The organism is Luteibacter sp. Sphag1AF, assembly GCF_014192715.1.
Lineage (GTDB): Bacteria > Pseudomonadota > Gammaproteobacteria > Xanthomonadales > Rhodanobacteraceae > Luteibacter.
The window spans coordinates 241,957-261,380 of sequence record NZ_JACHYH010000003.1 but is presented as its reverse complement, the minus strand read 5'-3'; the positions used below and the strand labels follow the sequence as shown (position 1 = coordinate 261,380).

Genomic DNA, 19,424 nt, shown 5'->3' with positions numbered 1-19,424 from the left:
ATGAGCAGCAGCACCGTCACGCCGGCGGATGTGTCGCCGGCTGCGCCTGTCGCGGAACGGTTGCGTATCACCGAGATATTCCACTCCGTGCAGGGTGAGGCCGACGCCATTGGCTGGCCCACCGTCTTCGTGCGCCTGACTGGTTGCCCGCTGCGTTGCGTGTGGTGCGATACCGAATACTCGTTCCATGGCGGCCAGTGGCACGACATCGACGCCATCATGGCGGAGGTGGCCTCCCATGGGGCGCATCACGTCTGCGTGACTGGCGGCGAGCCGCTGTCGCAGAAGCGCTGCCACATTCTGCTGCGCAAACTCTGCGATGCAGGATACGAGGTGTCGCTTGAGACCTCCGGCGCGCTCGACGTGTCGACCGTTGATCCGCGCGTGCGCAAGGTCATGGATCTGAAGCCGCCCGATTCGGGCGAAAGCGCGCGCAACCTGTGGTCGAACCTCGATCACTTGCTGCCGCATGATCAGGTCAAGTTCGTGATCGCCAGTCGCGCCGACTTTGAATGGTCGCGTGATGCGGTCGCCGAACATGGCATCCATACGCGTTGCATGGTGCTGTTCTCACCGGTGCACGGCAAGGTGCTGCCACGCGAACTGGCGGAGTGGATTCTGGCCGATCGCCTGCCAGTCCGCTTCCAGATGCAATTGCACAAACTCCTTTGGAACGACGCGGCAGGGCATTGATCCGCCGCCGGCTCAGCGAAGCCGGTTCCGTCTCTTTATGTTTATCCGGTGGTATCCATGAACGCATTCAACCCGACCCGCAAAGCCGTCATCCTCGTTTCCGGCGGCATGGACTCGGCCGTGACCATCGCCATGGCGCGCGAGCAGGGCTTTGAGGTCTATGCGCTCAGCGTCGCCTACGGTCAGCGTCACAGCTCCGAACTGGAAGCCTCCGAGCGCGTGGCGAAGATGCTCGGCGCCGTGGTGCACAAGACCGTACATGTCGATTTGCGCAGCATTGGCGGCTCCGCGCTCACGGCCGACATCGACGTGCCGGAAGAGGGCGGCGAAGGCATCCCGGTGACCTACGTGCCGGCACGCAACACGATCATGCTGTCGATCGCGCTGGGTTGGGCTGAAGTGCTGGGTTCCAGCGACATTTTCTGCGGCGTGAACGCCGTGGACTATTCCGGCTATCCCGATTGCCGCCCCGCATTCATCGAAGCATTCCAGACACTGGCCAATGTCGCGACAAAAGCAGGCGTGGAAGGCGCAGGCATCGTGGTGCACGCACCGCTGATGAACATGGGCAAGGCCCAGATCGTCACCGAGGGCGAGCGCCTGGGTGTGGACTTCGCGGCCACTGTCAGCTGCTACAACGCCGATGCGCAGGGTCGCGCCTGCGGACATTGCGATGCGTGCAGCCTGCGCGCACAGGGCTTCCGCGAAGCCGGCGTGCCCGATCCGACCCACTACGTCTGATCACTCACCGTGGCGTATGGCCTGGGTCGACGCCACGGTACTGACGAAAGATCCGGTCACCGCATGTGTCGCGGCAGCATCTGGCGTGATGGGAGCGTTGCGCTTGCCGCAGGCTGATGATCCTGGACGTCTGAAAGACTATTTGTTGCCGGCGCTCTTCAGCGTCTCCGCAATCGCCTTGATTGCTTCGAGGCCTGGTGTGGTGATGGCTGATATGTTGGGCATGGCATCGTCGCTCGCCCCTTTCGGCTGCGGATCTTGAGCGAGCCGGACCATCGCCAGGGTCAATGAAAGCGGCACAGACGCGAAAATAACCAGTGCCGCACCGATCAGCAAGGCAGGCTGGTGCTGGAGCCGCGTGAGAATCCAGATCGATTCCTTCTGCAGAAGCCAGTACATCAGCACGTACAAAAGAAACGCGAAGTAACCCACCGAAATAAGCGCGAACAGTACAAATGCCGCCATCCGCATGTGCCGCCGGGCTTTTGCACTCGCCAGTTCTGTGACGCTGCCGGAGGGCTGTGGCATGACGCCAGCGGGGAGAGGAATGACGGGATTGCCGTCCTCGTCGATCACCGTTGCAGGACGCGGTGGCCCGGGCGTCGGGTCGGTCGGCTGAATGCAGTCACTTTGAACGGATGGCGTGCTACTGAAGCGATCTTCGAGCCATTTCCACATCCCTGCGGATCTCCCGTTTCGATGTTATATGTGGCCAAGGTTTCGGAGGCGGTACGTCATGGCCGATTCGGACACCTGGAAGTAGTTGGCCAGGGTACCGATGTCGACGATGCCATGATCGACCACGAGCATCTGGACGGAGCCTGCGGGCATGAGCAACTCCGCGGCGAATCGGTTGGCCGCCGTTTCCACCAGGTCTCTGGAGCCCATCATGGCCTGCGAGGAATCACGCGGACGCGAGCCGTGCCCAAGAAGGTGGTGTCCCAATTCATGGGCTACGGTGAAGCGCTGACGAAGGAGCGGTTCGGTCGGGTTGTATTCGATGACCGGACGGCCGTCCTCGATCTTGTACCAGCCGCTGGCCGACAGGTTCTCAAAGCTGAGGCTGCGGCACGGGATGCCTTCGGCCGCAGCAATGTAGAAAGGGTCGACAGGGAGTGTCTTGCCTTGCCAGTGTTTCAGCAGCATCGCGTTTGCAGCTTGCCGTTCTGTCATGGCTAACCTCAATTACTACGTGCCTGCAGCAGGTCGGTTTAAAAAAGTCTGGAAAGAGCGAAGCGCGGCGGAGCGGAATGCACGCCATTTGCCGGACCCAGTCGCCATCTTCCGTCATTCGGAGTTCAATTTATACAAATTTCAACTAATTACAAAGGGCGCGCGTCATAAGCTCTGAAGGCCTTATGGCCATCATGCGAGACGTGCGTCTCGGGCGGTGCGACCAGAGCGGGTGTGAGATGCAAAACGGCGGCGTTTCGCCAAGTCACTGATGCGAATGGTGGGTCGTGCCGGATTCGAACCGGCGACCTACGGATTAAAAGTCCGCTGCTCTACCAACTGAGCTAACGACCCATACGCGAAGAGCCCGCTAGTTTAGTTGGATGGGGTGCAGTGCACAACCGGGCGTGTCAGAGCGTGGCTGCGATGGCCTCGACGTCGCGGCCGGCGTCGCGCCAGGCGCCAATGCCACCCGTCAGTGGGCGGACGTTGGCAAAACCGAGGCGCGTGAGCTTCTGCGCGACTTTGGCGGCCGTGACCTCGTTGGGGCACGAGCAGTAGATGACCAGCGGGACGTGGCGGGGCAGTTCGGCCAGTTCGTGCTCCGCTGTTGTCAGGTCGAACATGCGCGAACCCGGGATCACGAACGGATCCTCGGCGCGGACGCTGGCGGCACGCACATCCACGATGAGGGCGCCCGGATCGTTGGCCAGCAGCAGCGACAGTTCGTCCACAGTGATGCGGTTCTTGCGAAGTTGCACAATCAGCAGCGTGCGCCGTATCCAGCGGAACGCGATCCACAGCACCAGGCAAAGTGCGGTTACCGCGATGAGGCCGATGCCAAACTGGTGCAGCATGGCCAGCACGCCGTCGATCTGCCGGTAGAAAATCATGCCGACACTCAGTCCCACGGCAATCCAGAGGCTGGCACCGAGCAGATCAAACAGGGTGAAACGCGAGAATTCAGTGTGCGATGCGCCGGCAATGGGGATGGCCACCAGTGACAGGCCGGGCACGAACCGGGAAATCAGCAGCAGTTTGACGCCACGTTTTTCAAAGAATCCACCCGCGCGGCGCACACAGGTATCCGGAGATAACGACACTTTGCACAGTCGGTCCAGCACGCGATAGCCGTATCGACGTCCGGTCAGGAACCACACGGCGTCGCCCACGAACGCGCCAGCAAGTGCACCCGCGAAGGTCGCAAGAAGAAGCAGGGGACTGTGCAGCGCCACGAGCGTGCTGCCGATGACGATCAGTGCCGGCATGGCAGGCACGGGCAGGCCGATGGCGCCTGCGAACACGCTGACGAACGCCGCGACGGGCGCAGCGGCGGACCAATGACCTGGCAGGTAGCTGATCAAGCGGGAAGGCCTCCGGGTGCCTCCGTCGAACCATACGCCGGAAGCATGACAGGCGACAGATGGGTGCCCCTGCGGCGAATCGCAAGGGCTAGCTGGCCCGGCGCACCCTGGAGGACTCGGTGCGCCAGCGATTGCGGGTGTGGAGGCCGTCTACCTCGAACCAGAAGGTCGATCCCGCGCCCGGGCGGGAACGCACACCGATGCGGCCGCCCACCACTTCAGCGATTCGCCGGGCGATGGTCAGCCCCAGGCCGTACCCGGCATGTCCCGGCAGCCGGACGAACTCCTCGAAAACCCGTTGCTGCTGGTCAAGATCAATCCCCATGCCGTTGTCACGCACCTCGATGCGCACGCCCGACCCCCGCCGCCGCGCAGCAACGAGCACGCGCCCCTGCGGGGCACTGGCCATGGCGTTGACCACCAGGCGGTGGAGCAGGTCACTCAGAAGCGCGCTGTCGCCACGCAAAGCCAGACGTCCGCCTCGCCAATGCATGTCGACATGCAGCCGCCGGGCTTCTGCGGCACAGAGGTCACGCTCGCGCACGAAGAGATCCGATGCGATGAGGTCGGTGGGCACCGGTTCCACGATGCCTGCGTCGAAGCGTGTCATTTCCATCAGCGCATCCAGCAACTCGGTCATGCGAACCACGTTGGTGCGCATTTGCGAGAGGGCGGCACGCTGATGCAGATCCTTACCCGGCTGCATGCCCGCGATGAACAGGCCCAGTGCCTGCAGCGGCTGCCGGAACTGATCGCCAAAGCGCGCCGTGAAACGGGTGCCGCGCGCAATGTCGCGAAGCCGGATGTGCAACGCCTCGGTCATGCGTTCGTCGTGATGCATGCGCAGCGCGATGACCTCATCCACGCAGATGTCCAGGGCGTCCAGTTCTGCAAGATGTGTGCGCACCGGATCGGTAAATGGACGTCCGCGAAGTACGCGCACAAGACGGTCGCGGATGGCAACGAGCGGGCGGATCAGAAGTGCCTCGAACGCACACGTGGCAAGCATGAAAACCAGCGCTATGCCACATGCGAGGAACACGCCCAGCCACCATGCCGTCGCGTGACGGGCCTGGAAGGAACGCATGTCCGATGTCACGGTCAGTTCGCCGTACGGCGTAGCAACCATGACCCGGTGAGTGGCATCGGTAAGCAACGGTCGTCCGTTATCCACCGTGAGCAACTCTCCGCTATCCCGACGAAGACTGGCCCGAACAGCCGGCGGATTCGCGGTCACCGCCAGTTGCAGCGCGTGGCGAAGCTGGGTGTCGGTGCGCGTGTCGACCATTGCCTCGCCAATGCGAAACGCCTGCACCGTGGTGAGCGCGCGGAACTGCACGTTCAAAAGCTGCGCGTAAGTGGCCGTCAGCGCGAGTGCCAGGCACAGGGCGAGCAACGCCATGGGCAGCAAGCCGATCAGCAGCAGGCGGCGACGGAGTCGCATCGGGCGTTTCGCCTGCAGGAACGGCTGAGTCATGGGTGCAGCCCTTGAGCGGGTGCGATGGATAATGACTGCACTCTAGTTCCGCGCTGGCGGCCAGCGCGATACGCAAGGCGATGTAGCCGGGTGGGCTATTTCCTTTGGTCTATGCTTGCCCGGCCATCAATGCGAATGCAGTTGGGCCAGAAGGGCGCGATGGTCTTCGTCGATCTTCTTCAGGCGCGCTTCGCGGGCCGCCTCGCTGACCCATTGGGCCGTGGTGGCGCGGCGGCGTTCCAGGGTGTATTCGATGTCCGCAAACGGGGCGAGATCATCATTGGACGCGGGAGCAAATCCACTGATGTCGTGGATGAGATGGAGATTGGCCAGTTCGCGCGGACCATCCTTGCCCTTGCCATAGTTGGTAATGAACGTGGCAATGCGTTCGCGAAGCGACGAGGGCAGGTCGGTGCGCAGGACGATCACGGCGTGCGGTATGAGTGACGAGCGCCAGATCACGCGCAGCCGCGCGTATTGTTCGGGGAAGCGCTGCGCGAAGCGTTCGAGGTCCGCCGTATTGTTGCTGGCGATGTCGGCCTCGCCGTTGGCAATGGCCAGCGCGTTATTTTGATGGTTGTCGATGTGAACGGTGGCGAAGTACGTGTCCGAATCCAGTCCACGCGTCGCAAATACCTGCGTTTCCGGCACGAGATAGCCTGAAACGGACAACGACTCCGCACGCGCGTATTTCAGCTTGCCCGGCTGGGCAAACACCTGGTCAAGCGTTCGTATCGGCGAGTCGGTGGCGACGATCAGCACGGCGTTGTAGCCACGCGATCCGTCGCCCCGCGTGAGGTGTGCCACCACCTGCATGTTCTGTCGGGTAACGGCGTCCAGCGCCAGCCGTCCGGAAAGAAACGCGATATCCACACGCTGTTCGCTGATGGCCTGGGCGATGCCTTCGTAAGTGGTGACCGATATCGCGCGCACGGGGCGGTTCAGCGCTTTGCGCAGATCGGCCAGCATGGGGCTCCAGGCCTCCAGTGACTCTGCGGGTCCGCCGATGGGAAGAATGCCGAACGTGAGTGGCGCACGGGGGTCCTCATCGGCTCCGGCGGCGCGTTGCGCCCAGGCCCGCACGGGTGCCACCGCGCTCGCGGCAAGGAGCAACAACAGCCCCAGCCGGATGAAGCGACACGACCACGAATGTGACGCTGGCTTCCCCTGATCCTGCATGACCTTGGCCCCGCAGATGACCTGACCCCGCGGAGAATCCGGAGGGCTACGGCACCGGCCTTTCGGCCGACCTGTTCGACTTTTCGACGGACGATTTTTCGATACGGTTGGCTTCAACCACCGCTTCAACGCGATTGCGTACGTTCAGGGCGCGGAATATAGCGGCCAGATGAATTTTGACCGTTCCCTCGCTGATCTCCATTTCGCGCGCGATGACCTTGTTCGGCTTGCCTTCGCGGAGTAGCCGGAGTGCTTCTATCTGGCGCTCTGTCAGCACCGCGTGAAGTTCACGCACGGTAAGTTTGCCGTATTTGCCCGGGGACTGGCCCGGATCGGCCTCGCTGTTGGACAGTGCGCGGGGCGGAACATACACGCCGCCAGACATCACGAGCCGCACCGCACTCAGCATGACGTCCGGTGAGTAGGACTTTGGTATGTAGCCTCGGAGGCCCATATCCAGCACGCCGCGGATCACGTCGGGGTCTTCGGAGCCCGACAGCACAACGATGGGCAGAGACGGCAATTTCGCATGCAGATCCTTCAGATGGTCCATGCCGTGGGCTCCCGGCATGGCCATATCCACCAGTGCAAGATCAAGGTCGGGAGTAGGCGTCTGACCGCTTATTTCAGCCAGTTCTTCCGCATTGGCGGCTACGACATAAGTGGTTCCCTGCCACAGTTCGTCGAGCTTGAGCTTCACACCTTCCACGATCAGTCGATGGTCGTCCGCAATCAGAATGCGCATGGCTGATCCTTTATTCAGCTGGCTCCCGGCCCGCCCCGTCTTCCGAAGATAGCTCCGATGCTGTACCGCGGCAACAGAATCGTTTTCCGTTCAGACGGAGCTACGTTGTCTGGAATACGCAGCGATCATGGTTTCGCGAAGTCGCTCTGGAGACACTGGCTTGTAGAGCACCGGCGTCGTGTCCTGTTCTATGTTTTTAAGGTGTTCGCTGCGTGTTTCGCCAGTGATGAGCACACGTGCAAACGGTGGTGGATCGCCCGGTCGGCGACGGTAGTACTTGTCCAGCAGTGCAAGAACTTCCAGCCCGTTGCTTTCGCGAAGCCTGAGGTCGGAGATCACAAGATCTGGCGGACGGGTCCATATCTGAGCCGCTTCCAGCGCTTCCTGGGCATCTTCGGCCGTGGCCACCTCGCAGCCCCAGCTTCCCAGCAGGTAGCTGATGCCCGAGAGAATGCTTGGTTCATCATCAATGACCAGCACCCGCATGCCGGTGACATCGGCCACGGTATCGGTTGCCGGGAGTGCTGTCAGCGCATCATTCACGGGTTTCACTTCAGGAAGTGTGAGGCTGAACACACTTCCTTCGCCGGGGCGCGAACGCACGCTGGCCCGGGTACCCAGCAGTCGGGCCAGTCGTTGCACGGTGGAAAGGCCAAGTCCGAGTCCGCGGCGCGGGCCGTCGTGGCGTCCGGAATCGGGATGGCCTTCTATACGGAAAAACTCATCGAAGATCTGCTCATGATGCTCGGCGGAGATGCCGCTGCCGGTATCCCACACATCCAGTCGAATCTGCTGTCCGCGCCGACGACGCGCGGCCACCAGCACGCCTCCGCACTGCGTATAACGCAGTGCATTGCTGATCAGGTTGTTCAGGATGCGGGCCAGCATTGTCCGGTCGCTGCGCACCCAGACATTTGTCTTGCGGACAATCAGGCGCAGATCGTGCTGTTCCGCCACCATGCGGAAGTTCACGCTGACCTCTTCAAACAGCTCATCCAGAGGAAAGTCGCGCATCACGGCGGTCATCGCGCCACTTTCAAGGCGCGAGAGATCCAGCAGTTCGCTGAAGAGATGGTCCAGGGAGTCCACACATTCCTGGATATGCGCGATGCGATCCAGCCGCGAAGGATCGTATTCGTCTACGGAAAGGCCGGATGAGAACAGCGTCAGCGCATACAGCGGCTGACGCAGGTCGTGCGATGCGGCTGCAAGAAATCGTGCCTTGGCCACGCTGGCCGCTTCCAGTGCGCTGTTCTTTCGGGCCAGTTCTTCGGTCGCTGAAGCAATTTCACGCTCCATGCTGATCTGTGCGTCCAGCAGCTGCGATGCCGCGTTGTTGAAGCCGCGTTGAAGGTCGCCTATTTCGGTGTCGTCGGTGACGGGGACGACGACGGTGCGATCCCCAAGGCCCAGCTGACGCACCGCGATGGCCAGGCGCCGCAGGGGCGCGCTCATCCATTGTGCGGTGGACCAGCCGATGATGATCGCGATGAGCAGGCTCAGAACCAGCCATGCCAGCGCATTGCGCAGACTGGCTCGCTGCGCGCTGGCGGCCTCTTCCACGCTGACATCGACCGTGACGGCGCCAATGAGCTGGTGTGTCGTGTCGTCGCTGACGTTGCGTGACACGGTGAGTGCGTCGTTGTCGTCCACGCTGCCATTGCGGCGGTCGGCCAGGATTTCGCCGTCCCTGTCTGCGATGCGCACGCGTGCCACCTGGGGCAGCTGGATCATGGATTGCGCAATGCGCCCCAGTTCGCGGCGCTGGCCCGAGCGAAGCGCATCGCCCGCCACCGAGGCGGCCTGTTGCGCAATGGCATCCGCCGTGGACCGGCCCATGTCGCGCAGGCTGTCCATCTGGTGGCGGGTAAGCAGGGCAAACAGGAAGATCGCACTGGTGGCGGTGGGCACGAGGGCAACGAACGTCAGTCGCTGTACCAGCGAAGTTCGACGCCAGACCTTTTCCAGCCACGAGGACGACAACCTGCGCATGGCACCCCCCGCATCCTGTCCGGATGCTTGCGGCCACAGCCTAGCGCAGTTTTAACACCCGCGTGTCAGCGGTTACGGCGCTTTTCCATGCGTGCGCGAACGGCATTGATGGTCAGCGGAAGAAGCGCAAGAACAGCCAGTGCACACAGCGGCAGCAACAGGTGGGGCTCAAGCAGAAGCCCGGGGCCCACGTTCTGCCCCGAACCCAGTGCTTCACCCAAGCCGGCGCCCACGGACGTTTCAAAAATGAGCGATACCGTGCCGCCCAGCCACGTGGCGCCGATGAACAGCCACAGTGGACAACGCAGCCATGCCAGTGCCAGGGTCACGGCACCGAAGGGCATCACGGGAATGAAGCGCAGGGCCAGCGTGTAGCTGACCGGGTGATTCGAAAATCCGTGGCGCAATTTCTCGACGAGCGGAGGCGGCGTCTTGCTGCCGGAGCCAAAGGCGTAGCGGCTTGCCAGGAACAGCAAAAGCGAGCCCAGCGTGAGCGCAACCGAGGACAGCATCGTTCCCTGGGCCACGCCAAACACGAGGCCACCGGCGAAAATGATAACGACGGTGCCGGGAATGCCGGTGGACACGGCAAGCGTCAGAAGGCCGATATAGGTCAGGCCGGACATCCAGGGATGGCTTGCCACCGAGGCACGCATGCTGGCTTCGTCCGCCACGAGGCGCGCTGGATGGAAGCGATCCAGCGCGCCGGAGTACAGCAGCACGACGCCCGCCAGGATCAGCAGGATCAGCGGCAGGGCGGCGCGCCAGCGGCTCAGGACGGCCACCGCTGGGCGCGGACGCGCATGGGGCGCGGGAAAGGCATCGGCATCCCTTTCAAGATCTCAGTAATGCGTGCCGCTTTCGCCATAACGGCGAAGGACATCGCGGGCTTCGTCCCGCAGGATATCGCGACGGACGGCAATGCCGCGTTTTTCCAGTTCGCCCACCCAGTCCGCCGGCAGCGGGCCTTCGTCGAACTCGGTAAGTTCTTCCACATCTTCTGCGCGGGCGCCGATCAGAAGTTCGTTCACGCCCGCCCATACCGTGGCGCCGTAGCACTGGCAGCACGGCTGCGAACTGGTAGCCAGGCTGAAGCTGCCGCCGTCTTCATTGAGGCGGAAGCGCTGAAGTCGCTGCTGCGCCGTCATGTACGCCATCATTTCGGCATGCGCGACCGAACAGGTGTGCGGCACCACGCGATTCACACCCACGGCGATCAGGCGATGCTCGCCATCGAATACGGCGGCGCCGAACGGACCACCGGTTGCCAGGTCGACGTTATCAGCCGAAAGCCTGATGGCCAGGCCGACCTTGGCGGCGTCGTCCGGATACACCGCGTTGGCATCCACGGCTTCGTGAACCCAGGCAGGAAGGGTGAGATGAACCTGTGCGTAGATCATTACTGCTGTTTTGCCCAGGAATCGCGCAGCGTTACCACGCGGTTGAAGATGGGGCGATCCGCCGTGTGGTCGGCGATATCGGCCACGAAATAGCCCAGCCGCTCGAACTGCATGCGGTCTTCGGGCTGCGCGCTGGCAGCCACCGGCTCCACGTAACCCTGCACGACGCGGCGTGAATTCGGGTTGAGGTGGTCCTTGTAGGTTTTGCCGTCGCTGTCGTCGTCAGGATCAATCACGTCGAACAGGCGGTCGTACAGGCGCACCTCGGCCGGCACGGCATGGCGGGCGCTCACCCAATGAATGGTGCCCTTCACCTTGCGCTCGGAGCCGGGCATGCCGGTGCGGCTGTCCAGATCCAGCGTGCCGCGCAGTTCGGTGACGTTGTCCTCGGCGTCCTTGATGACCTCATCGCAACGCACAATGCCCACGCCGCGCAGGCGAACTTCGCCTTCCGGCTTCAGGCGGTGGAAGCCCTTCGGCGGCACTTCGGCGAAGTCGTCGCGCTCGATCCACAGCTCCGGAGAGAAGGGCACCACGCGGGTGCCAAAGCTCTCGTCCTTCGGATGGTTCGGGAACGTCAGCTCTTCGTGGTGTGCTGCATCCAGATTGGTGATGACCAGCTTTAGCGGGTCGATGACGGCAAGACGACGCGGCGCGACAGCGTCCAGATCCTCACGGACGCAGCCTTCCAGCACGCCCATGTCGATGATGCTGTTCTGCTTGCTGACGCCGATGCGCTCCCAGAACAGGCGAATGCCGGCCGCCGTGAAGCCGCGACGACGTACGCCTGCAACGGTCGGCATGCGCGGGTCGTCCCAGCCATCCACCAGGTTTTCGCTCACCAGTGTCAGCAGCTTGCGCTTGCTCATCACGGTGTAGTTTATGTTGCCGCGCGAGAACTCGATCTGGCGGGGCTTGCTGGGCGCGGTCGGAAGACCGGCATCCACCAGCGGCTGCCAGAGGTCGGGATGGTTGATCAGGTCCACGTGATCCACGCACCAGTCGTACAGCGGGCGGTGATCTTCGAATTCCAGCGTGCACAGCGAGTGGGTGATGCCTTCCAGCGCGTCGGACAGGCAGTGCGCGTAGTCGTACATCGGATAGATGGGCCATGCATCGCCGGTGTTCTGGTGATGGACCTTGCGGATGCGGTAGATCGCCGGATCGCGCAGGTTGATGTTGCCCGAGCTCATGTCGATCTTCGCGCGCAGCGTCTTGCTGCCGTCAGCGAACTCGCCCGCGCGCATGCGCTGGAAAAGGTCGAGGTTTTCTTCCACCGAGCGGTCGCGGTACGGCGAGTTGCGGCCTGGTTCGGTCAGTGTGCCGCGGTATTCGCGCATTTCCTCGGCGGACAGATCATCCACGTAGGCCACGCCGTCGCGGATCAGCTTCAATGCCGAGCGGTAGAAGACTTCAAAGTAGTCCGACGCGTGACGCAGTTCGGCCCACTGGAAACCCAGCCAGGTGACGTCGCGCTTGATGGCTTCGACGAACTCCACATCTTCCTTGCTGGGATTCGTGTCATCGAAGCGCAGGTTGCACGTGCCGGCAAATTCGGCAGCCAGGCCGAAGTTCAGGCAAATCGACTTGGCGTGTCCGATATGCAGGTAGCCGTTGGGCTCGGGCGGGAAGCGGGTATGGATGACCCGGTGCTTGCCCGACGCGAGGTCGTCACGGACGATCTGGCCAATGAAATGGAGCTGCGAAGCAGGCGTTTCGGTCGACATCGGTAGGCTCGGTAGGTCGAATGCGGCAAACGGATGAGTTTACCCTTCCGGGCGGCCCCGTGGGGATGGGGCGGCATCACGCCTCGCTTGCCGTGGTGGCGGCCGCGCGTTAGCGTGGGGCCATGCGCATTGCCTACCATGCCGAATCCCTGATTGATGCCCATCTGGTGAAAGATGCGCTCGAGCAGGCCGACATTCCCGCTTTTGTCTCCGGCGAATTCCTGACCGGGGCCGTGGGCCAGCTGCCCGCGAGGGACTTCGTGGCCGTGATGGTCCCGGAAGGCTGTGAAGAGGCTGCCGAGACCGTGGTCCGGCAGGTGGATGCCTGGTTGATGGAGGCCCGCGCGGCTCTCAACCCCGATTCGGACACGGGCGACATCCTGCTCGCCTGAGCTGACGCTTTTTTCTCCTTTTCAAGAGCCCACATCATGCAATCCATTTCCGACCTCGTGCGGGACGTGCCGGACTTTCCGCGTCCCGGCGTCCTTTTCAAGGATATTTCCCCGCTGCTGGCGGACGCCGCCGGTTTCAACGCGTGTATCGAGGCGCTGGCTGAACCGTGGCGACAGGCCCGCGTACAGGCTGTATGCGGCATCGAATCGCGCGGATTCATCTTTGGCGCTGCCCTTGCGCAGGCGCTGGGCGCCGGTTTCGTGCCGGTTCGCAAGAAAGGCAAGCTGCCGCCGCCCGTGGTAGGCATCGACTACGGCCTCGAATACGGTACTGATCGCCTGGAAATGGGCGTCGGCGCAGTGAGCCGGGGTGAGCGGGTGCTGATCGTGGACGACGTGCTGGCCACCGGCGGCACGCTGGAGGCTGCGCGCAAGCTCGTGGATCAGCTGGGTGGCGAGGTGGTTGGCGCCAGCGTGGTCATCGAACTGGCGGCACTGGGCGGTCGCCCGCGCTGGACGAGTCCGTCGCCCGTGCATGCCTTGCTGCTGTCCTGACATCACGTTGCAAGCGGCGTGCTTCGTCACCATTTAAAGCGCATGTCCTCACGCGGAGATCAAAGCTCATGTTCGGTATTGGTGCCTACAAACAACGCCTGCCCCAACCTGACAAGGCCCTCCCGGGGCGCGATACGCCGCTTGAGGTTACTGACCGTCACTACGTGACGGGGCGCAGCTTCAAGGACGTGCCCGCTGGCGCCCAAGTGGTCCTTTTCGGCATGGGCTGCTTCTGGGGCGCAGAACGCAAGTTCTGGGTCGTGCCGGGTGTGCTGTCCACGTCGGTGGGGTATGCGGGCGGGATTACGCCCAACCCGACGTACCGCGAGGTGTGCACGGGCGAAACCGGACAGAACGAAGTGGTGCGCGTGGTGTATGACCCCCGGCAGGTCGATTTCGACACGCTGCTGAAAGTGTTCTGGGAAAATCACGATCCGACCCAGGGCATGCGTCAGGGCAACGATACGGGTACCCAGTACCGCTCGGCCATTTATGTCAGTGACGCAGAACAGCTGGCCGATGCGCAGGCCTCACGCGACCTCTTCCAGAAGCGCCTTTCCACGTCGGGTTTTGGCCAGATCACCACCGAAATCCGGGAAAACGTGCCCTTCTTCTTTGCAGAAGACGATCACCAGCAGTATCTGGCAAAAAATCCGGCGGGCTACTGTGGCCTTGGCGGAACCGGCGTCACGTGTCCCATCGGTACCGGCGCCTGAAAGCGGGCCGGCGTCAGTCGGCCTGGGTGATGCTCTCGACCAGGATGACCTCGCAGGCACCGGCTCCGGTGTCCTCGCGGGTCATCGACGTGTTCCAGTAGCGGCCATCGTCGCGCCGCACGTCCACCAGAAATCCCCTGATCTGCACCACCGCGCCGGGGCGTACGTCGCGCAACTGGCGCGCGGCGTCGTCGCTGGCGGGAATCATGTGCATGTTGGCACTGGATTCCTCGATCTCGCGGCGCGGAATGGGAAAGTCGTCGGTGTACCAGAAGTAGAAACGGTTGGACTGAGAGATGCGGATGCTGTTGAGCACGCCCGTGTCGGACATGCGGCCCCAGCCAAGCGCCAGATCGGTCGGTGCGATGGGGGCGAGGTCGTCCAGCTCGTAGTCTTCGCGCGAAAGCACGCGGGCTTTCATGTCGAAGCGGGCGCGGGTTTTCAGCGTGAACCTGCCCCGCTGAATTTCCGAAGGTGCGCCCACCAGGGCTTCCTGGTCGGGTGCCTGTGCCACCAGAACGCCATTGGCCGCCGTTACCGGACGGTGCTGCCACCACGTTGCCATACCTGCGCCGCAAAGGAGCAGCAAGGCAATCAGCCAAAATCTCATCAGGGAGTCGCGCTCAGGAAACGATGCTGTCACCGGCAACGTTGTTGACGCCATCCGGTTGACCGGTAGTGCAACCTTTTGTGCTGAGGAGGTGTGCCGGCACATCGCGGATCACGTCAGCGAGGCTTTGCAGGAACGGCGTCATCGACGAGCTTTTGCGCCACAGCATGGCGATGCGGCGACTGGGAGGCGGCGCTTCAAACTCGATCAGGCGGATGTTTTCAGAGCGCGGCACCGGTGGTTGCACAGCGAGGCTGGGCAGCAGCGTGATGCCGACGTCCGCCGACACCATTTGCCGAAGTGTTTCCAGGCTGGTGGCGCGGAAGCCTGACTTCTCACCGGCACCGGCCATATGGCAGACCTCCAGCGCCTGATCGCGCAGGCAATGCCCGTCTTCCAGAAGAAGCAGATTCTGATCCGCCAGATCGTCCATGCGCAGGCAGGTGCGGTCGGCCAGCGGATGCGTGGCGGGTACGGCCAGCACGAAGGGTTCCTCAAATAGGAACTCGGTGTGCAGGGTGTCTTCGTGCACAGGGAGGGCGAGGATGCCCGCGTCCAGTGCGCCTTCGCGGATCAGGCGGATGATCTGCTCCGTCTTTTCCTCGCGCAGCAGCAGCTCCAGCCGTGGGAAGCGCGTACGCAGGTGAGGAACCACATGAGGCAGCAGGTAGGGACCCAGCGTGGGGAAGATGCCCAGGCGGATCGTGCCCGATTCCGGGTCGCGGGTACGCTGCGCGATGGCTTTGATCTCATCCACTTCCGACAGTACGTCGCGGGCACGCCGGGCGATTTCGCGCCCCGTGTCGGTCAGCAGCACCTTGCGGGGGGTGCGCTCGACCAGAGCGACGCCGAGTTCGTCTTCGAGTTTCTTGATCTGCGTGGAGAGCGTGGGCTGGCTGACGAAGCTGGCTTCGGCGGCACGCCCGAAATGGCGGTGCTCAGCCAGGGCGACGAGATACTGGAGGTCACGCAGGTTCATGGAATGCCCCGCTTGTTTGATAGCCTGATCCTATCATCATCCACCTTTTCATTGGTTCTGCGGATTTCCAGCGGGTGCAAGCGACGTCCTTTGCGGGGATTTGCTGCAAGCGACTGTAGTCCATGCCTTCCGGCACTGGGCCAGAGGTCATGCGCGTCCCTACGTTACGGGCTCTTTCGAAGGAGCCCCACCCCCATGCGTCGTCTCGTCCGTCCTCTCGTACTCACCGCGCTCGCTGCCTGCTGTGGCGCAGCCTTCGCCGCCGGCACGGACGCCGCCGCGCCCCTTGGCCGCCTCCCCACGTGGGCAACCCCGCAAGCCTATCGCCTGGCTTTCAAGGTGGACCCGAAGCAGGAGACCTACAGCGGCAGCACGACCATCAAGGTCAAGCTTTCGCAGGCGTCGGACTTCGTGTGGCTGCACGGGCATGACCTCAAAGTTTCCAAGGTTACGGTGACCGATGCTGCCGGCAAGAAGCACGTTGGCAAGTACACCGTTGCCGCCGAGAAAGAAGGCGTGGCCCGTCTGGATCTCGGCGCGAAGCTCGATCCGCAGGAACTGACCATTGCCATCGAGTTCACGGCGCCGCTGAACAAGCAGCTCCAGGGCCTGTACAAGGTCTCGCATGAGGGCGTGCCCTATGCAATGACGCAGATGGAGCCGGTGTCTGCCCGTTACGCTTTCCCGGGCTTCGATGAGCCGTCCTTCAAGACGCCTTACGACATCAGCCTGACCATTCCGTCCGATGACCAGGGCGTGGCCAACACCAAGCAGATCAAGGAAGAGAAGGCCGGCGCCGGCTGGAAGACCCTGACCTTCTCCACGACCAAGCCGCTGCCCACCTACCTGGTGGCGTTTGCCGTGGGTCCGTGGGACGTGGTGAAGGGCCCGGACATTGCCCCGACCCAGTACCGCGCCGAGGCTACCGAACTGCGCGGCATCGCGGCCAAGGGCGAAGGCCACCGCATGAAGCACGTGCTGGGCGAAACCCAGTCGATCATCCACACGCTGGAGGATTACTACGGCTTCGGCTATCCCTTCGACAAGCTCGATCTGCTTGCTGCTCCTGATTTCAGTGCGGGCGCCATGGAGAACGCGGGCCTGGTCACCTTCCGCGACTGGCTGCTGCTGATTGATCCGGACTCCCCGGCGCAGTACGTCCGTGGCTCGTTCAACGTCAATGCGCACGAGCTGGCGCACCAGTGGACGGGCGACACCGTCACCATGGCCTGGTGGGACGACCTCTGGTTGAACGAAGCATTCGCGACCTGGATGCAGCAGAAGGTCACGACCAAGGTGCATCCGGAATATCGCGCTGACCTCGACCGGGTTCGCGGTGCGCAGGGTGCGATGTCCAACGACAGCCTGGTCAGCGCACGCAAGATTCGTCAGCCGATCACGGGCAACGGCGACATCGAGACGGCATTCGACGGCATCACCTACCAGAAGGGTGCTGCAGTCCTTGGCATGTTCGAGGGCTACGTCTCCGATGATGTGTTCCAGAAGGGCATGCGTGCCTACATCCAGAAGCACAAGTTCGGTAACGCAAGCGCAGACGATCTGATTGACTCCATCGCCGAGGCAGCAGGCCAGGGCGAACCGTTCAAGGATGCGTTCCGCAGCTTCCTCAATCAGTCGGGTGTGCCTTACGTTGCGACGGAAGTGAAGCAGGAGGGCGGCAAGACCGTTCTGCACCTGACTCAGAGCCGTTACCTGCCGCTGGGCAGCACGGGCGATGCGAATCGCGTGTGGGGCGTTCCGCTGTGCGTGCGTTATGGCACGACCGGTGGCAGCAGCAAGGTGTCGTGCGAACTGTTCGACAAGGCGACAGGCACCATCACGCTTGAGGGCGCAAGCTCGCCGACGTGGGTGCTGCCCAACGCGAACGGTCGCGGTTACTACCGCTTCTCCGAGGGCAAGAAGGATCTGGCCAACCTTTCCAAGGTGGTCGGCACGCTGAGCGACGCCGAGCAGCTGGCATACGCTGACGCCGTACGCGCCAGCTTCCAGCATGGCGACATCAACGCTGGCGACCTGCTCGCCGCGCTGAAGCCGCTGACGGCATCGAAGACCCGCGAAGTGTTCACGGCACCGATGGCGTCGTTCGGCTGGATCATGCAGAACGAGGCCGTCACCGACGCACAGCGTGCGCATCTGCGTGCATGGGCGAAGGATGGCTACTACAGCAAGCTGCAGACGCTGGGCTATCGCAAGAAGGCAGGTGAGCCGGACAACGACACGCTGACCCGTCAGTCGGTCGTGGATTTCCTGGCTGATCCGCAGGTTGCCGTGCCGGAAGTCCGCGCGGAAATGCTCAAGCAGGGTGATGCCGCACTTCAGGTGAAGGACGGCCGTCTGGATCTGGATGCAGCGGATCAGGATCTGCTGGGCGTTGCACTGGAAGTGGCGGTGCAGGAGCGTGGCAAGCCGGCGGTGGATGCACTGATTGCCGAAATCCCGAAGAACAGCGATCCGCAGAAGCGCAACGCAATGCTGGCAGGCCTCTCGGCTGCCAAGGGTCCGCTGGCCGACGAGGCACGCAACTTCGCCCTCGGCAAGGACGTGAAGGTCGGCGAGATGGCAGCCGTTCTGCGCGGTGCACGCGACACGCAGGAAAGCCGTGACGACCTGTGGAAGTGGTTCGTGGCCAATTACGACAAGGTCGTGGCACGCACGGGCAGCTTCGCAGGTGGCCAGCTGCCGATGCTTGCCGGTGGCGGCGGTTGCTCGAAGGCAGAAGCTGATCGCCTGACGGCGTTCTTCCAGCCGCGTCTGAAGGATGTGACCGGTGCAGAGCGCGGTCTGGCTCAGACGACTGAGTCGACGCTCCTGTGCGCAGCCCTGAAGGCCAAGCAGGACCCGACGACGATTCGCTGATCCGAGGCAGTCGTTCTGGCATGAAAACGCCGGGCATCGCCCGGCGTTTTTTTTGTTGAAAACCTGACGTCGTTCATAATCCTTCCACGGCTTGTGGGAGCGAGCTTGCTCCCGATCTCTGCGGAGCGATCCGCCCGACATCAGCGAATCGTCAGGAAAGCGGACTGCACCGACCCACCGCCATTGCTGTTGGGATAGACGGTGAACTGAAAGTTACCGCCCTCAAAGCCTGACGCATTCCAGTGCCGACGATACCCGACGATGGTCCCCCGGCCATTGCACGGTGCAGGTGCGCCGTAGTCGCACAACGGCTCCCGGCGCACTTCGCGCAACGGATTGCTCAGAAGCGATGCCTGCTCAAAGCGTCCGTAGCCGATTTCCTCCGTGATGATCGTCATGTTGGCTCCGCCGTGATCCTGCTGCGTGGACCATGCTCCCGGTGGGATGACTTCATTTCCTCCCTGCGCGGAGTGGACGGCGACGACGTGCGCGCTGGTCAGAGTTGACGCGGAACTTCGTTCTGCATACAGCCCGGAAACATCAGGGGCGCCGGAGGCATCCAGCATCCTGACGTACTGGTCAGCCTGCGTCGGCCCCGGCGACAGCGCGGCGCAAAGAGCAAAGAGCGAGAACGGAAGGGTTGCCTTCTTCATGATCGTGATCTCCATTGAGGCGGCACAGGCCGCACACCGATGGTGCTGACGGCCTGCTTGTGCTTGTACCGGGGAAATGTCTTTCCTGCTCGCGTCTGAAGACCCGCGTCGCCTGATTGATCGACGGTCGCCGACGTCAGCGAAGCCTTCC

19 protein-coding genes and 1 tRNA gene are annotated in these 19,424 nt (G+C 62.9%); 6 read left to right on the top strand and 14 right to left on the bottom strand.

Annotated elements, in window-relative coordinates; all coding sequences use genetic code 11:
* Together queE and queC are read left to right on the top strand one after the other, a co-directional pair.
* Positions 1–693 carry a 7-carboxy-7-deazaguanine synthase QueE gene (gene queE / locus FHW69_RS10730; RefSeq protein WP_183423048.1) on the top strand — a complete coding sequence of 231 codons (693 nt, stop codon included), beginning with the start codon at positions 1–3 and terminating at the stop codon, positions 691–693.
* A 57-nt stretch (positions 694–750) separates the two neighbouring features.
* Positions 751–1,434, top strand: coding sequence for a 7-cyano-7-deazaguanine synthase QueC (queC, locus tag FHW69_RS10725; RefSeq protein ID WP_183423047.1), 684 nt, complete (start codon positions 751–753; stop codon positions 1,432–1,434).
* Positions 1,435–1,572: 138 nt separating this feature from the next.
* On the opposite strand, the gene FHW69_RS10720 is transcribed toward queC, so the two are convergent.
* The 11 genes from FHW69_RS10720 to FHW69_RS10670 all read right to left on the bottom strand — a co-directional run bounded on the left by FHW69_RS10720 (position 1,573) and on the right by FHW69_RS10670 (position 12,491).
* Positions 1,573–2,112 carry a hypothetical protein gene (locus FHW69_RS10720; protein ID WP_183423046.1) on the bottom strand — a complete coding sequence of 180 codons (540 nt, stop codon included), beginning with the start codon at positions 2,110–2,112 and terminating at the stop codon, positions 1,573–1,575.
* A 24-nt stretch (positions 2,113–2,136) separates the two neighbouring features.
* Positions 2,137–2,607, bottom strand: coding sequence for an ImmA/IrrE family metallo-endopeptidase (locus FHW69_RS10715; RefSeq protein WP_183423045.1), 471 nt, complete (start codon positions 2,605–2,607; stop codon positions 2,137–2,139).
* 278 nt (positions 2,608–2,885) lie between these two features.
* Positions 2,886–2,961 (bottom strand) — tRNA-Lys (locus FHW69_RS10710).
* A gap of 56 nt (positions 2,962–3,017) precedes the next feature.
* Positions 3,018–3,971, bottom strand: a complete 954-nt coding sequence (locus FHW69_RS10705) for a VTT domain-containing protein (RefSeq protein WP_221195494.1) — start codon at positions 3,969–3,971, stop codon at positions 3,018–3,020.
* A gap of 88 nt (positions 3,972–4,059) precedes the next feature.
* Positions 4,060–5,448 (bottom strand): HAMP domain-containing sensor histidine kinase, encoded by a 1,389-nt coding sequence (locus tag FHW69_RS10700; protein ID WP_183423044.1) that lies wholly within the window; start codon positions 5,446–5,448, stop codon positions 4,060–4,062.
* Between the two features lie 126 nt (positions 5,449–5,574).
* Positions 5,575–6,564 carry a phosphate/phosphite/phosphonate ABC transporter substrate-binding protein gene (phnD, locus tag FHW69_RS10695; RefSeq protein WP_255494748.1) on the bottom strand — a complete coding sequence of 330 codons (990 nt, stop codon included), beginning with the start codon at positions 6,562–6,564 and terminating at the stop codon, positions 5,575–5,577.
* A gap of 109 nt (positions 6,565–6,673) precedes the next feature.
* On the bottom strand, positions 6,674–7,372 hold the full coding sequence (locus FHW69_RS10690; RefSeq protein ID WP_183423042.1) for a response regulator transcription factor: 699 nt from the start codon (positions 7,370–7,372) through the stop codon (positions 6,674–6,676).
* Positions 7,373–7,462: 90 nt separating this feature from the next.
* Positions 7,463–9,364, bottom strand: coding sequence for a hybrid sensor histidine kinase/response regulator (locus tag FHW69_RS10685; RefSeq protein ID WP_183423041.1), 1,902 nt, complete (start codon positions 9,362–9,364; stop codon positions 7,463–7,465).
* A gap of 65 nt (positions 9,365–9,429) precedes the next feature.
* Positions 9,430–10,140, bottom strand: coding sequence for a VTT domain-containing protein (locus FHW69_RS10680; RefSeq protein WP_183423244.1), 711 nt, complete (start codon positions 10,138–10,140; stop codon positions 9,430–9,432).
* A 66-nt stretch (positions 10,141–10,206) separates the two neighbouring features.
* Positions 10,207–10,764 carry a nucleoside deaminase gene (locus tag FHW69_RS10675; protein ID WP_183423040.1) on the bottom strand — a complete coding sequence of 186 codons (558 nt, stop codon included), beginning with the start codon at positions 10,762–10,764 and terminating at the stop codon, positions 10,207–10,209.
* Positions 10,764–12,491, bottom strand: coding sequence for a glutamine--tRNA ligase/YqeY domain fusion protein (locus tag FHW69_RS10670; protein ID WP_183423039.1), 1,728 nt, complete (start codon positions 12,489–12,491; stop codon positions 10,764–10,766). Before FHW69_RS10670 ends, FHW69_RS10675 begins: the two co-directional genes overlap by 1 nt.
* Positions 12,492–12,613: 122 nt before the next feature.
* On the opposite strand from FHW69_RS10670, the gene FHW69_RS10665 reads away from it, so the two are divergent.
* The 3 genes from FHW69_RS10665 to msrA all read left to right on the top strand — a co-directional run bounded on the left by FHW69_RS10665 (position 12,614) and on the right by msrA (position 14,154).
* Complete coding sequence (locus tag FHW69_RS10665; protein WP_183423038.1) at positions 12,614–12,883, top strand: DUF2007 domain-containing protein; 270 nt, start codon at positions 12,614–12,616, stop codon at positions 12,881–12,883.
* 36 nt (positions 12,884–12,919) lie between these two features.
* Entirely contained in the window at positions 12,920–13,438 is a 519-nt protein-coding gene (locus FHW69_RS10660; RefSeq protein WP_183423037.1) for an adenine phosphoribosyltransferase, read from the top strand.
* 68 nt (positions 13,439–13,506) lie between these two features.
* A complete protein-coding gene (msrA, locus tag FHW69_RS10655; RefSeq protein ID WP_183423036.1) occupies positions 13,507–14,154 on the top strand; it encodes a peptide-methionine (S)-S-oxide reductase MsrA in 648 nt (215 codons plus the stop codon).
* A gap of 13 nt (positions 14,155–14,167) precedes the next feature.
* Here the strand turns inward: msrA and FHW69_RS10650 are convergent, their stop codons facing one another.
* Positions 14,168–14,764 (bottom strand): hypothetical protein, encoded by a 597-nt coding sequence (locus FHW69_RS10650; protein ID WP_183423035.1) that lies wholly within the window; start codon positions 14,762–14,764, stop codon positions 14,168–14,170.
* A gap of 13 nt (positions 14,765–14,777) precedes the next feature.
* A complete protein-coding gene (oxyR, locus tag FHW69_RS10645) occupies positions 14,778–15,743 on the bottom strand; it encodes a DNA-binding transcriptional regulator OxyR (RefSeq protein WP_183423034.1) in 966 nt (321 codons plus the stop codon).
* 195 nt (positions 15,744–15,938) lie between these two features.
* Between oxyR and FHW69_RS10640 the strand changes: the two genes are divergently transcribed.
* Positions 15,939–18,620, top strand: coding sequence for a M1 family metallopeptidase (locus FHW69_RS10640; protein ID WP_183423033.1), 2,682 nt, complete (start codon positions 15,939–15,941; stop codon positions 18,618–18,620).
* A gap of 140 nt (positions 18,621–18,760) precedes the next feature.
* On the opposite strand, the gene FHW69_RS10635 is transcribed toward FHW69_RS10640, so the two are convergent.
* On the bottom strand, positions 18,761–19,273 hold the full coding sequence (locus FHW69_RS10635) for a DUF4879 domain-containing protein (protein ID WP_183423032.1): 513 nt from the start codon (positions 19,271–19,273) through the stop codon (positions 18,761–18,763).
* Positions 19,274–19,424: the final 151 nt, after the last annotated feature.